Below are 14,588 nucleotides of genomic sequence, written 5' to 3'. Positions count from 1 at the left end.
AAGGAAGGCGCAGAAATGAAACAGAAGAAAGAGACAGATTTAGGCAGGGAACCGATAGGCCGGTTGTTATTCAGGCTTTCCGTTCCTGCAATAACAGCGCAGGTGGTAAATGTGCTCTACAATATGGTGGACCGTATGTATATCGGCCATATTCCCGGTTATGGAGCACAGGCCCTGACAGGTGTGGGTGTTACTTTTCCGCTGATCATGCTGATCTCCGCATTTGCGGCACTGGTGAGCATGGGCGGCGCGCCCCGTTCTTCTATTATGATGGGAAAGGGAAAGAAAGATGAGGCGGAGGAGATCATGGGCAACTGTGCCATGGGACTTCTCATAGCGGGGGTGCTGCTGACCGCATTTTTCCTGATATTTTCCAAAGATTTGCTGCTTTTGTTCGGGGCAAGTGAGAATACCATTGCGTATGCAACAGCATATATGCAGATTTATGCCATGGGTACTCTGTTTGTGCAGGCGGCTCTTGGTATGAATGCGTTTATTACGGCACAGGGGTTTGCCACGGTCAGTATGCTGAGTGTGGTGATCGGAGCTGTGTGTAATATTGTTCTTGACCCCATCTTTATTTTCGGGATGCATATGGGGGTGCGCGGAGCCGCACTGGCAACTATTATTTCACAGGGTGTGTCCGCTGTGTGGGTGATTCGTTTTTTGTGTGGTAAGAAGACAACGCTCAGGCTTAAGAAAAAGTATCTCAGGATTTCTCCGAGAGTGTTTTTTCCGTGTATGGCACTGGGGCTGTCGCCGTTTATTATGCAGTCTACGGAGAGTATACTGAATATCTGCTTTAACTCTTCTCTGCTGAAGTATGGCGGGGATATGGCTGTGGGGGCTATGACGATCTTGTCCAGTGTGATGCAGTTTTCCATGCTGCCGCTTCAGGGGCTGACCCAGGGGTCACAGCCGATTGTGAGTTATAATTTTGGAGCAGGGAATCCGGACCGGGTGAAGAGGGCGTTTTTCCTGCTGCTGCGGTCCTGTGTTGTGTATTCGGTGGCTATCTGGGCTGTGGCCATGTTTGCACCGGGGGTATTTGCGGGTATCTTTACGAGTAATCCGGAGCTGACGCAGACGACGAAATGGGCGATGAAGATTTATATGGCGGTGTCCTGTATTTTCGGGGTTCAGATTGCGTGCCAGCAGACGTTTATTGCTTTGGGGAAGGCTAAGGAGTCGATTTTTCTGGCTTTGCTTCGGAAGGTGATTTTGTTGATACCGCTGATTTATATATTGCCGATGTTTTTTGGGGATAAGACCATGGCGGTGTTTTTGGCGGAGCCGGTGGCGGATATGCTGGCGGTGACGACAACGGGGGTTTTATTTGGGGTACAGTTTAGAAAAGTGATGAGAGAGATGAAGGCGAGGGTGAGACGGTAAGGCGGACAGCGGGAAGGGAATGTTCCGGGGGCCTCTGTGCCTGCTGCCTCTTTGCAAAAGACTGCCTTCGTCGGCAAGACTTGCTAAGAAAAAAAACAGACTCCCGGTCAGGGAACCGGGCAGAACCGCTGTCCAGCCTTTATGGCTGGGCAGCTTAACTGCCCTGAAATTTCGGATGGTAACCGAAATTTCTCCTTGACCGGGAGTCTGTTTTTTCCTAAGCAAGTCCAAGCCTCCTGCGGAACACTCTTTTGCAAAGAGGCAGCAGGCACAGAGGCCCCCGGAACATTCTCTTACCGCCTGGCGGCTTCGGGCGGGTGACTTGGATAAAAATAAAATGGAGTTGACTTATAGGGGAGTTGTGCGTATAATGAACAGTGTTCAGTTTGAAAATAAAAAATTTATATAAGAGCGGAGGAGATTGAGGTGAATACGGTTGTGACGTCCAGAGAGGAGATTTTGAGGGCTGCGGGGGAGATGGTGAAGGTGGGGAAGGGAGACGGGGTCAGTATGAGGGGAATCGCGAGGGAGTGTGGGATTGCGGTGGGGTCTATTTATAATTATTTTCCGACGAAGAATGATCTGATGATCGCGGTGGTGGTTGAGATGTGGAAGGAGATATTCTTTGTGCCGCTGAGTAAGATAGAGGGGAAGAGTTTTTTGGGGGTTGTGGAGTGTATTTTGGAGAGGATGGGGGAGAACAGAGGGGAAGGACAGGGCTTTTTGGCGGAGCATGCTTTTGTTGTGGGGGATAAGGAGAAGGGGCATCTGGTGATGGAAGAGTATCTGGGGCATATGAGAGAGGAGCTTCTGGCAGTGCTTATGGGGGACAGCGCTGTGGCGGACGAGGTCTGGAGTGATGGATTTTCGGCGGAGGATTTTGTGAGGTTTGTGGTGGATTTTCTGGTGGAGGATCTGATGCGGGGGACGGACAGAGCTGTGTTTCTCAGGGAATTGATACTGCGTGTGGTTTATGGAAGGAAACGGGAGGATTTGAGATGAAAGTGAGAAAAAATTATCTGCTGCTGATCGCGGCGATCGTATGGGCCGTGGCTGGGGGGAATATTCTGCGGATTGGACTGGAGGTTTACGAAAGCTATGTCGGAGTGCTGAATGTTCTGCTGTCAGCTGCGGTTTATATGGTGTTCCAGATTTTTGTGTTTGGGAAGATGGTGCGGAAGCATACCGTGAGGATTGTAGGATATGAGGAGGAAAAGCAGTTCTTTCTGAAGTTTTTTGATAAGAAGGCATTTTGTATCATGGCGTTTATGATGACCTTCGGTATCGGGCTTCGGGTGTCAGGATGGTGCCCGGAAGTGTTTATCGCTGTATTTTATACAGGGCTTGGGGCGTCGCTTCTCACGGCAGGCGGGTTGTTTCTGGTGAATTTTGCGGGGGTTATGAGAGGGAACACCCAGGAGGCGTAAAACAGAGGGAAATAAATTTCAGATTATGATTGAAAATTGAAAATACTGGTGCTATACTTGCTTTCAAGCGAATTGCCGCACATGCCGAACCAGAGTGTGTTAAAATGCCCGGCCATATCAAGGGCAGAGACACCGGTTCGGATGGAAACAGGTGGCCTTATAAAAAGTGTTCCGGTTTGTCCGGAGCACTTTTCTATGCGCCGAAGACGTGCCAGGGACGGAACATCCGTTCGTCTCCTGTCCGACAGCCGGAAATATTACATGATAGAAGAGAAGGAGACTATGGCAGTTATGGAAAAAGATATGACAAAGGGCAGTCCGTTCCGGCTGATCCTGGCTTTTACGATTCCCCTCATAATCGGCAATGTTTTTCAGCAGCTCTATAACATGGTGGACGCCATCATTGTGGGACGGACGGTGGGGGTCAACGCGCTGGCAGCAGTGGGGATGTCCGGCAGTATTGTGTTTCTGATCCTGGGGTTTTTAAACGGACTGACGACGGGATTTACGGTCCTCACCTCACGGACTTTCGGGGCGGGAAATATGGACGGTATGAAGAAATCTGTCTATTCCTCCTCCGTGCTGGCAGTTGTGGTCACTGTGATTCTGACTGTGATCAGCGTGGCGGGGCTGAAAGGACTGCTGCGCCTGATGAATACCCCGGATGAAATTTTTCAGGATGCTTACCAGTATCTGTTTGTGGTGTTTCTGGGGATTTGGACCCAGGTGCTCTATAACCTGCTGGCAAGCTTTTTAAGGGCCCTTGGAAACAGCAGGATACCTCTGTATTTCCTGATCCTGGCGGCAGTGCTGAACATTTTCCTGGATCTGTTTTTTATACTGGTCATGAAGATGGGGACCAGAGGAGCGGCTGTGGCTACGGTGATCTCCCAGGGCGTGTCCGGTGTTCTGTGTCTTGTGTATATAGTGAAAAAGGTGCCGCTTCTGCATATGAAGAAGGAGCACAGGATTCTGGAGAAAAATTCCGTCCGTTTTCAGATCAAGGTGGGGATTCCCATGGGTCTTCAGTTTTCCATTACCGCGCTGGGGATCATGATCCTGCAGAGTGCTCTCAATGGATTCGGAGCCAGGGCAGTGGCCGGCTTTACGGCCTCCACAAAAGTCATGCAGCTGATCAATCAGGCCATGATTTCCATCGGTGTTACCATGGCAACGTATTCCTCACAGAATATCGGGGCGGGAAGGTTTGACAGGATCAGAAAAGGAGCCAGGGTCTCCACAGGGATGTCCGCTGTGTATGCCGTGCTGGTCACTGTGATCCTTCATTTTTTCGGCAAATACATGGTGCGCATGTTCATTGACAGCGGACAGACAGACGTGCTTGGGTACTGCGAGATGTATTTTTCCATCATTGCGCCGTTTATGCTGATTTTGGGGTCCATTTTTATATACAGAAATATTCTGCAGGGAATGGGATTTGGCTTTGTGCCCATGATGGCAGGGGCGGCTGAGCTGGCAGCCAGGACAGCGGCAGCTTTTACCGCGCGCCATTTCGGCTCTTTTGAGGGAATCTGCTGGGCAGACCCTCTGGCCTGGGTTGCGGCTGCGTCGCCTCTTGTGATCACTTATCTGTGGAGAATGAAGAAATTGGAGAGGGAAGCCTATGAAAGAGAGTAAAAAGACAGCAGGTCATTTGATGGCTTTATTTACAGTGGCTGTGTGGGGAACGACATTTATTTCCACAAAAGTGCTGCTTCGGGAGTTTACACCCATAGAAATTCTGCTTTTCCGGTTCCTCATCGGTTTTGCGGCGCTTTGTCTGGTGAATCACAAAAGGCTGAGAACCAAAGAGAGAAGCCATGAGCTTTTGTTCGTGGCTGCGGGAATCAGCGGTGTCACCCTGTATTTCCTTATGGAGAATATTGCGCTGACCTATACTTATGCGTCCAATGTGGGGGTGATCGTGGCGACAGCACCGTTCTGCACCGCCATTCTGGGATTTCTTTTCCTGAGGGATGAGAAACTGAAGATGGGATTTTTTGTGGGATTTGTGATCAGCATAGCAGGTATTGTTCTGCTCAGCTTCAACGGGCAGAAGTCCTTTCATCTGAATCCGAGAGGGGATGTGCTAGCCCTTCTGGCGGCTGTGGTGTGGGCCTGCTATTCTGTGCTCATAAAGAAGATCAGCAGCTACGGGTATCAGACCATTCAGATCACCAGGCATGTGTTCTTCTACGGCATTCTTTTTATGCTGCCTGCCCTGTTCTTTATGGATTTCCGCTGGCAGTTCTCCAGATTTAAAGATCCGGTGCTGCTGGCAAATATTTTATTTTTGGGGCTGTGTGCCTCTGCCCTCTGTTTTGTGACCTGGAATCTGGCGGTGAAGATTGTGGGCGCAGTGAAAACCAGTGTCTATCTGTATCTGGTTCCGGTGGTCACCATTGCAGCTTCAGTCCTTGTCCTCCACGAAAAAATATCGGTGGTGTCTGTTCTTGGGACCGTGATGGTGCTTATGGGGCTGGTCCTCTCAGACAGAGGAAAGACAGCAGAAAAAAATAATTAGAAAATGTTGCCAAAACAACTTTTTTAATTGCGCGAAACGTGTATAATAATAGAAACAAAATAAGAACCGTTTTTCGGAAAATTCCGAAAAGCGGTTTTACAATATTGGGAAAAACGGGGATAAGCGGAAATGAGAGAGATAGAAACAACAAAAGCGGCAGGACATATTCTCTGCCATGATATCACACAGATCATTAAAGGAGAAAAGAAAGGTCCTGTGTTCAGAAAAGGCCATGTAGTCAGAGAAGAAGACATTCCTGTCCTCTTATCTGTGGGCAAGGAGCACCTGTTTGTCTGGGAAAAGACAGAGGGAATCCTCCATGAAAATGAGGGCGCCGAGATTCTGCGGGATATCTGCAAAAATGAATATATGTCCGAATCGGAGATAAAAGAGGGAAAGATTGAGCTGAAGGCCCAGATAGACGGGCTGTTTAAAATAGACAGAAAAAAACTGCTGGCAGTTAATTCCCTGGGAGAGATGATGATTGCCTCCCGCCACGGTGATTTTCCGGTAAAAAAGGGAGACAAGCTGGCAGGCATGCGCATCATTCCCCTTGTCATCGAGGAGGAGAAGATGAACCGGGCGAAAGAGGCTGCGAAGGGTGGTCCTGTTTTTCAGATCCTGCCCTATCGGGAGAAAAAGGTGGGCATTGTGACCACAGGCAGCGAGATTTCCAAGGGCCTGATCCGGGATACCTTCGGTCCTGTGATCGAGGAGAAGCTGGGGGAATTCCCCACAACAGTGATGGGCCAGGTGTATCCGGGGGATGACAAGGAGAAGATCACAGAGGAGATCCTTTCCTTTATAGAGCAGGGTGCGGATATGGTGGTCTGTACTGGCGGTATGAGTGTGGACCCGGATGACCGCACGCCGGGAGCTATTAAGGATACAGGGGCTGAGATCATTTCCTACGGGGCACCGGTGCTGCCGGGAGCCATGCTTTTGGTGGCCTATTATAAGAAAGACGGGAAGCGTATTCCCATTGTGGGACTTCCGGGATGCGTTATGTATGCAAAGAGAACCGTATTTGATCTGGTACTGCCCAGGCTCATGGCGGATGACCCGATAGAAAAAGAAGAACTGGCAGCTCTTGGCGAGGGCGGATTATGTCTGAACTGCGATGTCTGTACCTTCCCCAACTGCGGGTTCGGAAAAGGAAGATAATATATGGCTGACAGAGAAATGTATCTGCAGATCGCCGCGCTGTTTGCTCAGACAGATGAGATGACTATTGAGACCACGCTTATGGGGGAACAGGCCGGACAGAAGAAAATACTCACCGGGGAGGAGCGCATGCTTCCTCCGGGGGAACATGTATACAGGGAAACGCTCTACGGGAGAAGCCGGGCCGTTGTCTGCGGCGGAGGGCATGTCTCCCTGGCACTAGTGCGCTTTTTAAAATTGCTGGATTTCCATGTGACGGTGATCGACGGGAGAGAGGAGTTCGCCAATCGGGAGCGGTTTCCCGAAGCGGATGAGATCCTGTGTATGGATTTTGAAGAGGGTCTGGAGCAGCGTGATTTTGGAGAACATGCCTATTACATTATTGTGACCAGAGGGCACAAGGATGACTACCGTTGTCTTCGTTCTATTTTGAAGAAGAAGAGAGACTACGTGGGCATGATCGGCAGCAGGGGAAAGGTTGCCATGTCTTTTGAACGGCTGCGGCAGGATGGAGTGGAAGAAGAAGAGATTCGGAAGATCCATGCGCCCATTGGCCTTGCCATCAGCGCCCAGACCCCTGCGGAGATCGGTGTGAGCATCTGCGCGGAGATCATTCAGGAGAAAAACAAATATCCCCGCAAGACCCTGGAGGAGGAAGTGCTCAGGGGTATCCGGGATGAAAATGCCGTGACCATGGTAACCGTGGTGGAAAAATCAGGGTCTTCCCCCCGGGGAGAGGGTACACGGATGGTGGTATGCCGAGACGGAAGCATATACGGAACCATCGGCGGCGGGCCCATAGAATTTGCTGCGGTGAAAGAAGCCCGGAACTTTTCAGATGCGGGCGGTTTTTCCATCCGGGAATATGATCTTTCCAATTCCAAAGCAGCCACCCTTGGGATGGTCTGCGGCGGAAAGGTAAAAGTGTTGTTTGAAAAGCTTTGACAGCAGGCAGGCTGTTTTGCGACCGCCGGGCGGGATGTGCACAGGAGTTTTGACGGACAGCAAACTTGCGGCCAGTGTTGAAGGAGCCGGAAATAACACGATGATCGGACAAGAGTCAGGGAGGATTCACTATGAAAAAAAGAACAGCAGGCCTTTTGGGTATTTTTTTGGCAGCAGCTATGATGATCGCAGCATGCGGCAGTGACAACAGCCAGGAAACTGCAGAAAAAACAGCGCCGAAGACAGAGACAAAGGACAACATAGAAAGTAAGGACGACGCAGAGGGCAAAGACGAGGCAAAGGCAGCAGACGATGAGACAACAGATAACGGGGAGAAAAAGGATGCAGAGGAGCCGGTCACCATATTGATGGCAGCGGCAGCCAGCCTGGAATATTCCATGAAGGATGAGCTGATTCCCATGTTCCAAAAGCAGCACCCAAACATTACAGTGGAGGGCACCTATGACAGTTCCGGAAAGCTTCAGACTCAGATAGAATCCGGCATGGATGCGGACTTATTCTTCTCCGCAGCGGAAAAACAGATGACTGCCCTGAAGGATGAGAACCTGATTGACAGGGATTCCGTTAAGCATCTGCTGGAGAACAAGATCGTTCTTGTGGTTCCTTCAGATAAGAAGGACGCATACACAAAATTTGAGGACGTGGTGAACGCGGAGACGGTGGCAGTGGGAGACCCGGAGAGTGTGCCTGCAGGACAGTACGCGCGGGAGGCACTCACAAGTCTCGGACTCTGGGACCAGGTATCTGCAAAAGCCAGTCTGGGTACCAATGTGACAGAGGTACTCAACTGGGTATCTGAGGGAAGCGCGGATGCAGGCATTGTATACGCCACAGACGCAGCCACCAAGAAGGACAGCCTGGCAGTCGTTGCGGAAGCACCGGAGGGAAGCCTTGCACAAAAGGTTATTTATCCGGCAGGTATTGTGACAAGCTCCGCAAAAAAGGAGGCAGCACAGCTCTTCCTGGATTTCCTTGCCTCCGACGAGGCGTCAGCAGTATTTGAGGAATATGGTTTTACACCAGTGAAATAATGATCACAGCATTCAGGCATGGCCGGTCTGCATAAGCCGGCTGTGCCATTATTCTACAGGGGGACAGGCAGATATGGATTACTCACCGATATGGATATCAGTTAAGACGGCATCACTTACCATTGTCATCGTTTTTTTCATCGGTTTGGCGGCAGCCAAGCTGGTGGCAGGGCTCAAAAACGAGAAGTTCAAGATGGTGCTGGACGGTATTTTTACCCTGCCTCTGGTTCTCCCGCCGACTGTGGCCGGATTCTTCCTCCTATATTTATTTGGAATCCGGCGCCCGATCGGGGCTTTTTTTGTTGAGTATTTTGGCGTTAAGATCGCATTTTCCTGGGGAGCGACCGTGCTGGCGGCAGTGGTGATCTCCTTTCCGCTCATGTACCGTTCCGCCAGGGGTGCACTGGAACAAGTGGATGAAAACCTGATATTTGCAGCCAGGACCCTGGGATTTTCCGAGTGGCGGATCTTCTGGAAGGTTATGTTTCCGGCGGCGCTTCCGGGCATTGCATGCGGCGGCATTCTGGCTTTTGCCAGAGGACTGGGCGAGTTTGGGGCTACAGCCATGATCGCGGGAAATATAGCAGGCAAGACAAGAACTCTGCCTCTGGCTGTCTATTCCGCAGTGGCAGCAGGGGATATGGATACCGCCTACAAATATGTCATGATCATTTTACTGGTCTCCTTCCTGGTGGTAGTCCTCATGAATTATTTTACAGCGAAAGAGAGAACATACGGAAAGCGGGGAAAGAAAGCATGAGTCTGCAGGTGGATATCAAAAAAAGATGGAAGGGATTCTCCCTGCAGGTCCGCTTTGAGACAGGAGATGGACTTCTGGGAATCCTGGGAGCCTCCGGCTGCGGCAAGAGCATGACATTAAAGAGCATTGCAGGCATTGTGACGCCTGACGAGGGGAGAATCCTATTAAACGGCAGAACACTTTTTGACTCGGAGAAGAAGATCAACCTGAAGCCCAGGGACAGGAAGGTGGGATATCTTTTTCAGGATTACGCCCTTTTTCCCAATATGACGGTCAGGCAGAACATAAGCTGTGCTGTCAGGGGGAAGGATAAAGAGAGAATGGCAGAGGAACAGATACAGAACTTCCAGTTGGAAGGGCTGGAGGACCAGTATCCCCATCAGCTCTCCGGCGGACAGAAGCAGAGGACAGCACTTGCCCGCATGATGGCAAATGAGCCGGAGGCACTGCTTCTGGATGAACCTTTCTCTGCCCTGGACTATTATCTGAAGGAACAGCTCCAGGTGCAGATGCTGGATTTTCTGAAGGACTGCAAAAAGGATATGATCCTTGTCACCCACAACAGGGATGAGGTATACCGATTGTGCGGGGATCTGCTTATTATGGACGGCGGGGAGAAGATTCGTATGGGACCCACAAAGGAGATCTTCCGTTATCCGGGCTGTGTGGCTGCTGCGCGTCTGACGGGCTGTAAGAACTTTTCCAGAGCCAGAAAGCTGGATGATACTCACGTGGAGGCGCTTGACTGGGGAATTGTGCTGACTGCGGGGAAACAAGTACCGGATGCGGTTTCCTCAGTGGGAATCCGGGCGCATTATTTTATTGCCTGTCAGGATGACAGCCGGGAAAATACGTTTCCCGCTGAACTGGTGGAGACCGTGGAATCCCCCTTTGAGATGAATGTAGTCATCCGGAAAAAGGGAATGCCGGGACATGACAGGCGCGAACAGATCTGGTGGAAAATGGCAAAGGAGAAATGGGCCGGCATGGAGGGGAAAGTCCCGGAATTTCTCAGGGTTTCCCCGGAGGATGTGCTGCTTCTCACAGACAGGCCGTGAGGCCGGGCAGCAGAAGATAATTGACAACAGAACGATTACGGCGTAAACTAATAAAAACATTTATGCCCAATCAAAACAAACCTGCGCGGCAGAATGTCCGGGCAGGTTTTTATTTTTTCGGCACACGAAAACAGGCGGAAACACACCGCCTTGCAGGACAGGAGAGGATTATATGGAACAGGATTTGAGAAGACAGGTTTTAAATATTTTGGAGAAAAACAGCAGGCTTTCCCCTGCGGAGATTGCAGTCATGACAGGAACCGATGAGCAGACAGCGGCGGATATGATCTCTGCGCTGGAAAAAGAGGGCATTATCTGCGGATACCACACCCTCATCAACTGGGATAAGGAAAATGATGATTCCGTGACAGCCCTGATCGAGCTGAAGGTCACACCCCAGGGCGGAGACGGGTACAACAAGATAGCAGAACAGATCTACCAGTATCCCCAGGTGGAGACCCTGTACCTTATGTCAGGGGCTTACGACTTTTTAGTGCTTTTAAGAGGAAAGAGCATCAAGGACATCTCCCTTTTCGTTTCAGAAAATCTGGCGTCTATAGAGGAGGTGCAGAGTACGGCTACATATTTCACCCTTACAAAATATAAGGAGCAGGGAGTTAACCTTGCAAGGAAAAAGCAGGACGGAAGAATGGTGATCACTTTATGAGAGAATTTGTCACAGAGAAAGTAAAACAGATCAAGCCATCCGGAATCCGGAAGTTTTTCGACATTGTGAGCGAAATGCCGGATGCCATCTCCCTGGGAGTGGGGGAGCCGGATTTTGACACTCCCTGGCATATCCGTGAGGAGGGAATCCGTTCCCTGAAGGCAGGGAAGACCTTTTACACCTCCAATGCGGGACTTATGCCTTTGAGACAGGAGATCAGCAGATACATAGAGGACAGATTGCAGCTCACCTATGACCCGGCATCTGAGATCATGGTAACCGTGGGCGGAAGCGAGGCCATTGACATTGCATTTCGGACTGTTTTGGAACCGGGGGATGAGGTGATCATCCCTGAACCGGCGTTTGTGTCCTATGTGCCCTGTGTGCAGCTTGCAGGGGGCGTGCCGGTGACCATCCCTTTGAAGGCTGAGAACGCGTTTCGTCTGAAGCCCCGGGAGCTGGAGGCAGCCATTACGCCTAAGACGAAGGTGCTGCTTTTGTCCTATCCGAACAACCCCACAGGCGCCATTATGGAAAAAGAGGACTTGGAGGCTCTTCTGGGCATTATTGAGAAGCATGATCTGCTGGTGATCTCCGATGAGATTTACAGTGAGCTGACTTACAATTCCAGGCATGTGAGCATTGCCTCCCTTCCGGGAATGCGGAAGAGATGTGTGGTCATCAACGGATTTTCCAAATCCTATGCCATGACAGGCTGGAGACTTGGCTATGCCCTGGCACCGAAGGAGATCATGGAGCAGATGGTGAAGCTTCATCAGTTTGCCATCATGTCCTCTCCCACCACAAGTCAGTACGCTGCGGTGAGCGCCCTGAAAAACGGCAATTCCGACGTGATGGAAATGCGGCTGGCCTATGACCAGAGAAGACGTTTTCTGCTTCACGAGATGGAGCGGCTTCAGATTCCCTGCTTTGAACCGAGAGGCGCTTTCTACATATTCCCGGATATCTCGGAATTCGGCATGAGTTCGGAAGAGTTCGCCACAGAGCTTCTCAGGGAGGAAAAGGTGGCTGTTGTTCCGGGCAGCGCGTTCGGGGACTGCGGTGAGGGATTTATCAGGATATCCTATGCCTATTCTATAGAAGAACTGAAAGCAGCCCTTGCCAGGATTGAGGCTTTTCTGAAAAAAATACGTCAAAATAAGTAGAAAATACTGGACAATTGGCGAATCAGATTATATTATAAGTTTTATACTTTAATTTATAAAAGAGTTACAGGGAGGATTTGAAAGAAATGAGAAAAGTGGTAAAATTCGGCGGCAGTTCCCTTGCCAGCGCAGAACAGTTCCGGAAAGTCGGCGAGATCATCCGTGCGGATGAGAGCAGAAGATATGTTGTGCCCTCCGCACCGGGAAAGCGTTTTTCCGCTGACACGAAGGTCACCGATTTATTATATCAGTGCTACCAGGCAGCAGAGAAAGGGGGAGCGGAGTTTCAGGCTCTTCTTTCGGAGATCAAGAGCCGTTATCAGGAGATCATAGACGGCCTGGAGCTGTCCATTTCCCTGGAAGAGGATTTTGGCCTTATTGAAGAGAATTTCAAAAAACAGATCGGCGAGGAGTACGCAGCTTCCCGCGGCGAGTTCTTAAACGGAAAGGTCATGGCAGATTACCTGGGCTTTGAGTTTGTGGATGCTGCCCGCATCATCCGTTTTGACGGCGAGGGACAGTTTGACGCGGAGATGACCAACCGTCTCACCAGAGAGTGCCTGAAAAACATGGAGTATGTGGTAGTGCCGGGCTTTTACGGCGCTATGGAGGACGGCACGGTCAAGACTTTCTCAAGGGGCGGTTCTGACATTACCGGTTCCATTGTCTCCGGGGCGCTGGATGTGGACCTGTATGAGAACTGGACAGACGTATCAGGATTTCTCGTGACAGACCCCAGGATCATCAAGGAACCCAAAGTCATTGACACCATCACCTACCGTGAGCTGCGCGAGCTGTCCTACATGGGCGCCACCGTGCTTCACGAGGAGGCAATCTTCCCTGTGCGAAAAGCCGGAATCCCCATCAATATCAGGAACACCAACGCGCCGGATGACGCGGGAACCATGATCGTGGAGGACACCTGCAAAAAGCCGGCTTACACCATCACCGGTATAGCGGGCAAAAAAGGTTTCTGTTCCCTCTTTATTGAAAAATCCCTGATGAACTCCGAGATCGGATTCGGCAGAAAAGTGCTGCAGGTTTTGGAAGAGCAGGGAATCTCTTTTGAACATGTGCCTTCAGGTATTGACACCATGACTGTGTTTATCCATCAGGATGAGTTCGCGGAGAAAGAGCAGCAGGTGATCGCCGGCATTCACCGTATGGTAAATCCGGATTACATGGAGCTGGAGTCTGATCTGGCACTGATCGCGGTGGTTGGCCGCGGCATGCGTTCCAACAGAGGAACCGCAGCCAGAATCTTCGCTGCACTGGCACACGCCAATATCAATGTAAAAATGATCGACCAGGGCTCCAGTGAGCTGAATGTGATCATCGGCGTGAAGAATGAGGACTTTGAAGGGGCAGTGAAGGCGATCTACGACATTTTTGTGACAACACAGCTTTGAGAATAGCCGTGCTTGGCGAAACTGCCGGGAAAAGGCTGAAATTGAGAAAAGAGGACATAAGAACAACATGAAACTGGTTATCATTGAGCCGCTTGGCGTGGAGAAAGAAAAGCTTCTGGCAATTGCCGGGGAATATGTATCTGACCGGGTGGAAATTATATACTATGACACAAAAGTTACGGATACAGCGACCCTGATTGAGAGGGGAAAGGATGCGGACATCATCGTGGTGTCTAACCTTCCCATGAACGGGGAGGTCATCCGCGGATGTGATAAACTCAAACTTCTCTCCGTGGCATTTACAGGCGTGGACCATATTGACCTGTCCGCGTGCCGGGAAAAGGGTGTGACTGTATGCAACTGTGCCGGATATTCCACGGCAGCGGTTGCGGACCTGGTGTTCGGCATGGTGATCGCGCTGTACAGAAATCTGATCCCCTGCAACGATGTTGTGCGACAGGGAGGGACCAAGGACGGCCTTGTGGGCATGGAGCTGGAAGGCAAGAAATTCGGAGTGGTGGGCACCGGTGCCATCGGCATGCGCACGGCAAAGATCGCCCGGGCTTTCGGCTGTCAGGTCTTTGCTTTCAGCAGAACAGAGAAAGAACTGCCGGGAGTGGTCTATCTGCCTCTTGAAAAGCTTTTGGCATCCTGTGATATTATTTCACTCCATGTGCCATTGACAGAAGAGACCAGGGGACTGATCGGGAAAGAGGAGCTGGCGCTCATGAAAAAAAGCGCGATACTCATCAATACAGCCAGAGGTCCGGTGGTGGACAGCACTGCCCTTGCCAATGCCCTTCAGACAGGGCAGATCGCAGGTGCCGCTGTGGATGTTTTTGAGACAGAGCCTCCGGTGGCGTCTGACCATCCTCTTTTGCAGGTGAAAAACCTCATCGCCACCCCGCATGTGGCATTTGCCACAAAAGAGGCTATGGTGAAGCGCGCACACACGGTTTTTGGCAATGTAAAAGCCTGGGAGGCGGGAACCCCCCAGAATGTCATATAGAAGCTGACAGCAGGA

General features: G+C 50.8%; 14 protein-coding genes. All 14 read left to right on the top strand.

Features of this window, described 5'->3' with window-relative positions; all coding sequences use genetic code 11:
• Positions 1–15: 15 nt before the first annotated feature.
• The 14 genes from V8Q34_RS18350 to V8Q34_RS18285 all read left to right on the top strand — a co-directional run bounded on the left by V8Q34_RS18350 (position 16) and on the right by V8Q34_RS18285 (position 14,573).
• Entirely contained in the window at positions 16–1,392 is a 1,377-nt protein-coding gene (locus tag V8Q34_RS18350; RefSeq protein ID WP_148393552.1) for an MATE family efflux transporter, read from the top strand.
• 426 nt (positions 1,393–1,818) lie between these two features.
• Entirely contained in the window at positions 1,819–2,394 is a 576-nt protein-coding gene (locus tag V8Q34_RS18345; RefSeq protein ID WP_148393553.1) for a TetR/AcrR family transcriptional regulator, read from the top strand.
• Complete coding sequence (locus V8Q34_RS18340; protein ID WP_033143352.1) at positions 2,391–2,819, top strand: hypothetical protein; 429 nt, start codon at positions 2,391–2,393, stop codon at positions 2,817–2,819. Before V8Q34_RS18345 ends, V8Q34_RS18340 begins: the two co-directional genes overlap by 4 nt.
• Before the next feature lie 195 nt (positions 2,820–3,014).
• Positions 3,015–4,457, top strand: coding sequence for an MATE family efflux transporter (locus V8Q34_RS18335; RefSeq protein ID WP_330425238.1), 1,443 nt, complete (start codon positions 3,015–3,017; stop codon positions 4,455–4,457).
• Entirely contained in the window at positions 4,444–5,343 is a 900-nt protein-coding gene (locus V8Q34_RS18330) for a DMT family transporter (RefSeq protein ID WP_335836057.1), read from the top strand. The genes V8Q34_RS18335 and V8Q34_RS18330 overlap by 14 nt, the downstream gene beginning before the upstream one ends.
• Before the next feature lie 129 nt (positions 5,344–5,472).
• A complete protein-coding gene (locus tag V8Q34_RS18325; protein ID WP_227210794.1) occupies positions 5,473–6,507 on the top strand; it encodes a molybdopterin-binding protein in 1,035 nt (344 codons plus the stop codon).
• 3 nt (positions 6,508–6,510) lie between these two features.
• Positions 6,511–7,452 (top strand): XdhC/CoxI family protein, encoded by a 942-nt coding sequence (locus V8Q34_RS18320; RefSeq protein WP_335836056.1) that lies wholly within the window; start codon positions 6,511–6,513, stop codon positions 7,450–7,452.
• A gap of 131 nt (positions 7,453–7,583) precedes the next feature.
• Entirely contained in the window at positions 7,584–8,504 is a 921-nt protein-coding gene (modA, locus tag V8Q34_RS18315; protein WP_335836055.1) for a molybdate ABC transporter substrate-binding protein, read from the top strand.
• A 73-nt stretch (positions 8,505–8,577) separates the two neighbouring features.
• Positions 8,578–9,264 (top strand): molybdate ABC transporter permease subunit, encoded by a 687-nt coding sequence (gene modB / locus V8Q34_RS18310; RefSeq protein WP_335836053.1) that lies wholly within the window; start codon positions 8,578–8,580, stop codon positions 9,262–9,264.
• The gene (locus V8Q34_RS18305) at positions 9,261–10,322 is read left to right on the top strand and encodes a sulfate/molybdate ABC transporter ATP-binding protein (protein ID WP_335836052.1); all 1,062 of its coding nucleotides are present in this window, start codon (positions 9,261–9,263) and stop codon (positions 10,320–10,322) included. Before modB ends, V8Q34_RS18305 begins: the two co-directional genes overlap by 4 nt.
• 172 nt (positions 10,323–10,494) lie before the next feature.
• Positions 10,495–10,989 (top strand): Lrp/AsnC family transcriptional regulator, encoded by a 495-nt coding sequence (locus V8Q34_RS18300; RefSeq protein WP_033143359.1) that lies wholly within the window; start codon positions 10,495–10,497, stop codon positions 10,987–10,989.
• Complete coding sequence (locus V8Q34_RS18295) at positions 10,986–12,155, top strand: aminotransferase class I/II-fold pyridoxal phosphate-dependent enzyme (RefSeq protein ID WP_033143360.1); 1,170 nt, start codon at positions 10,986–10,988, stop codon at positions 12,153–12,155. Before V8Q34_RS18300 ends, V8Q34_RS18295 begins: the two co-directional genes overlap by 4 nt.
• A gap of 86 nt (positions 12,156–12,241) precedes the next feature.
• On the top strand, positions 12,242–13,564 hold the full coding sequence (locus V8Q34_RS18290) for an aspartate kinase (RefSeq protein ID WP_033143361.1): 1,323 nt from the start codon (positions 12,242–12,244) through the stop codon (positions 13,562–13,564).
• Between the two features lie 67 nt (positions 13,565–13,631).
• Entirely contained in the window at positions 13,632–14,573 is a 942-nt protein-coding gene (locus V8Q34_RS18285) for a 2-hydroxyacid dehydrogenase (protein ID WP_033143362.1), read from the top strand.
• Positions 14,574–14,588: the final 15 nt, after the last annotated feature.

The organism is Blautia sp. JLR.GB0024, assembly GCF_037000545.1.
Lineage (GTDB): Bacteria > Bacillota > Clostridia > Lachnospirales > Lachnospiraceae > Blautia > Blautia celeris.
Note: the sequence above shows the minus strand (reverse complement) of the source record. Positions and strands in the feature narration are given on the sequence as shown.

Coding starts and splice junctions, on each gene's coding strand:
- V8Q34_RS18300 (WP_033143359.1), top strand. CDS start 10,495: ATGGAACAGGATTTGAGAAGACAGGTTTTAAATATTTTGGAGAAAAAC.
- V8Q34_RS18350 (WP_148393552.1), top strand. CDS start 16: ATGAAACAGAAGAAAGAGACAGATTTAGGCAGGGAACCGATAGGCCGG.
- V8Q34_RS18335 (WP_330425238.1), top strand. CDS start 3,015: ATGCGCCGAAGACGTGCCAGGGACGGAACATCCGTTCGTCTCCTGTCC.
- V8Q34_RS18330 (WP_335836057.1), top strand. CDS start 4,444: ATGAAAGAGAGTAAAAAGACAGCAGGTCATTTGATGGCTTTATTTACA.
- modB (WP_335836053.1), top strand. CDS start 8,578: ATGGATTACTCACCGATATGGATATCAGTTAAGACGGCATCACTTACC.
- V8Q34_RS18290 (WP_033143361.1), top strand. CDS start 12,242: ATGAGAAAAGTGGTAAAATTCGGCGGCAGTTCCCTTGCCAGCGCAGAA.
- V8Q34_RS18285 (WP_033143362.1), top strand. CDS start 13,632: ATGAAACTGGTTATCATTGAGCCGCTTGGCGTGGAGAAAGAAAAGCTT.
- V8Q34_RS18320 (WP_335836056.1), top strand. CDS start 6,511: ATGGCTGACAGAGAAATGTATCTGCAGATCGCCGCGCTGTTTGCTCAG.
- V8Q34_RS18295 (WP_033143360.1), top strand. CDS start 10,986: ATGAGAGAATTTGTCACAGAGAAAGTAAAACAGATCAAGCCATCCGGA.
- V8Q34_RS18325 (WP_227210794.1), top strand. CDS start 5,473: ATGAGAGAGATAGAAACAACAAAAGCGGCAGGACATATTCTCTGCCAT.
- V8Q34_RS18340 (WP_033143352.1), top strand. CDS start 2,391: ATGAAAGTGAGAAAAAATTATCTGCTGCTGATCGCGGCGATCGTATGG.
- modA (WP_335836055.1), top strand. CDS start 7,584: ATGAAAAAAAGAACAGCAGGCCTTTTGGGTATTTTTTTGGCAGCAGCT.
- V8Q34_RS18305 (WP_335836052.1), top strand. CDS start 9,261: ATGAGTCTGCAGGTGGATATCAAAAAAAGATGGAAGGGATTCTCCCTG.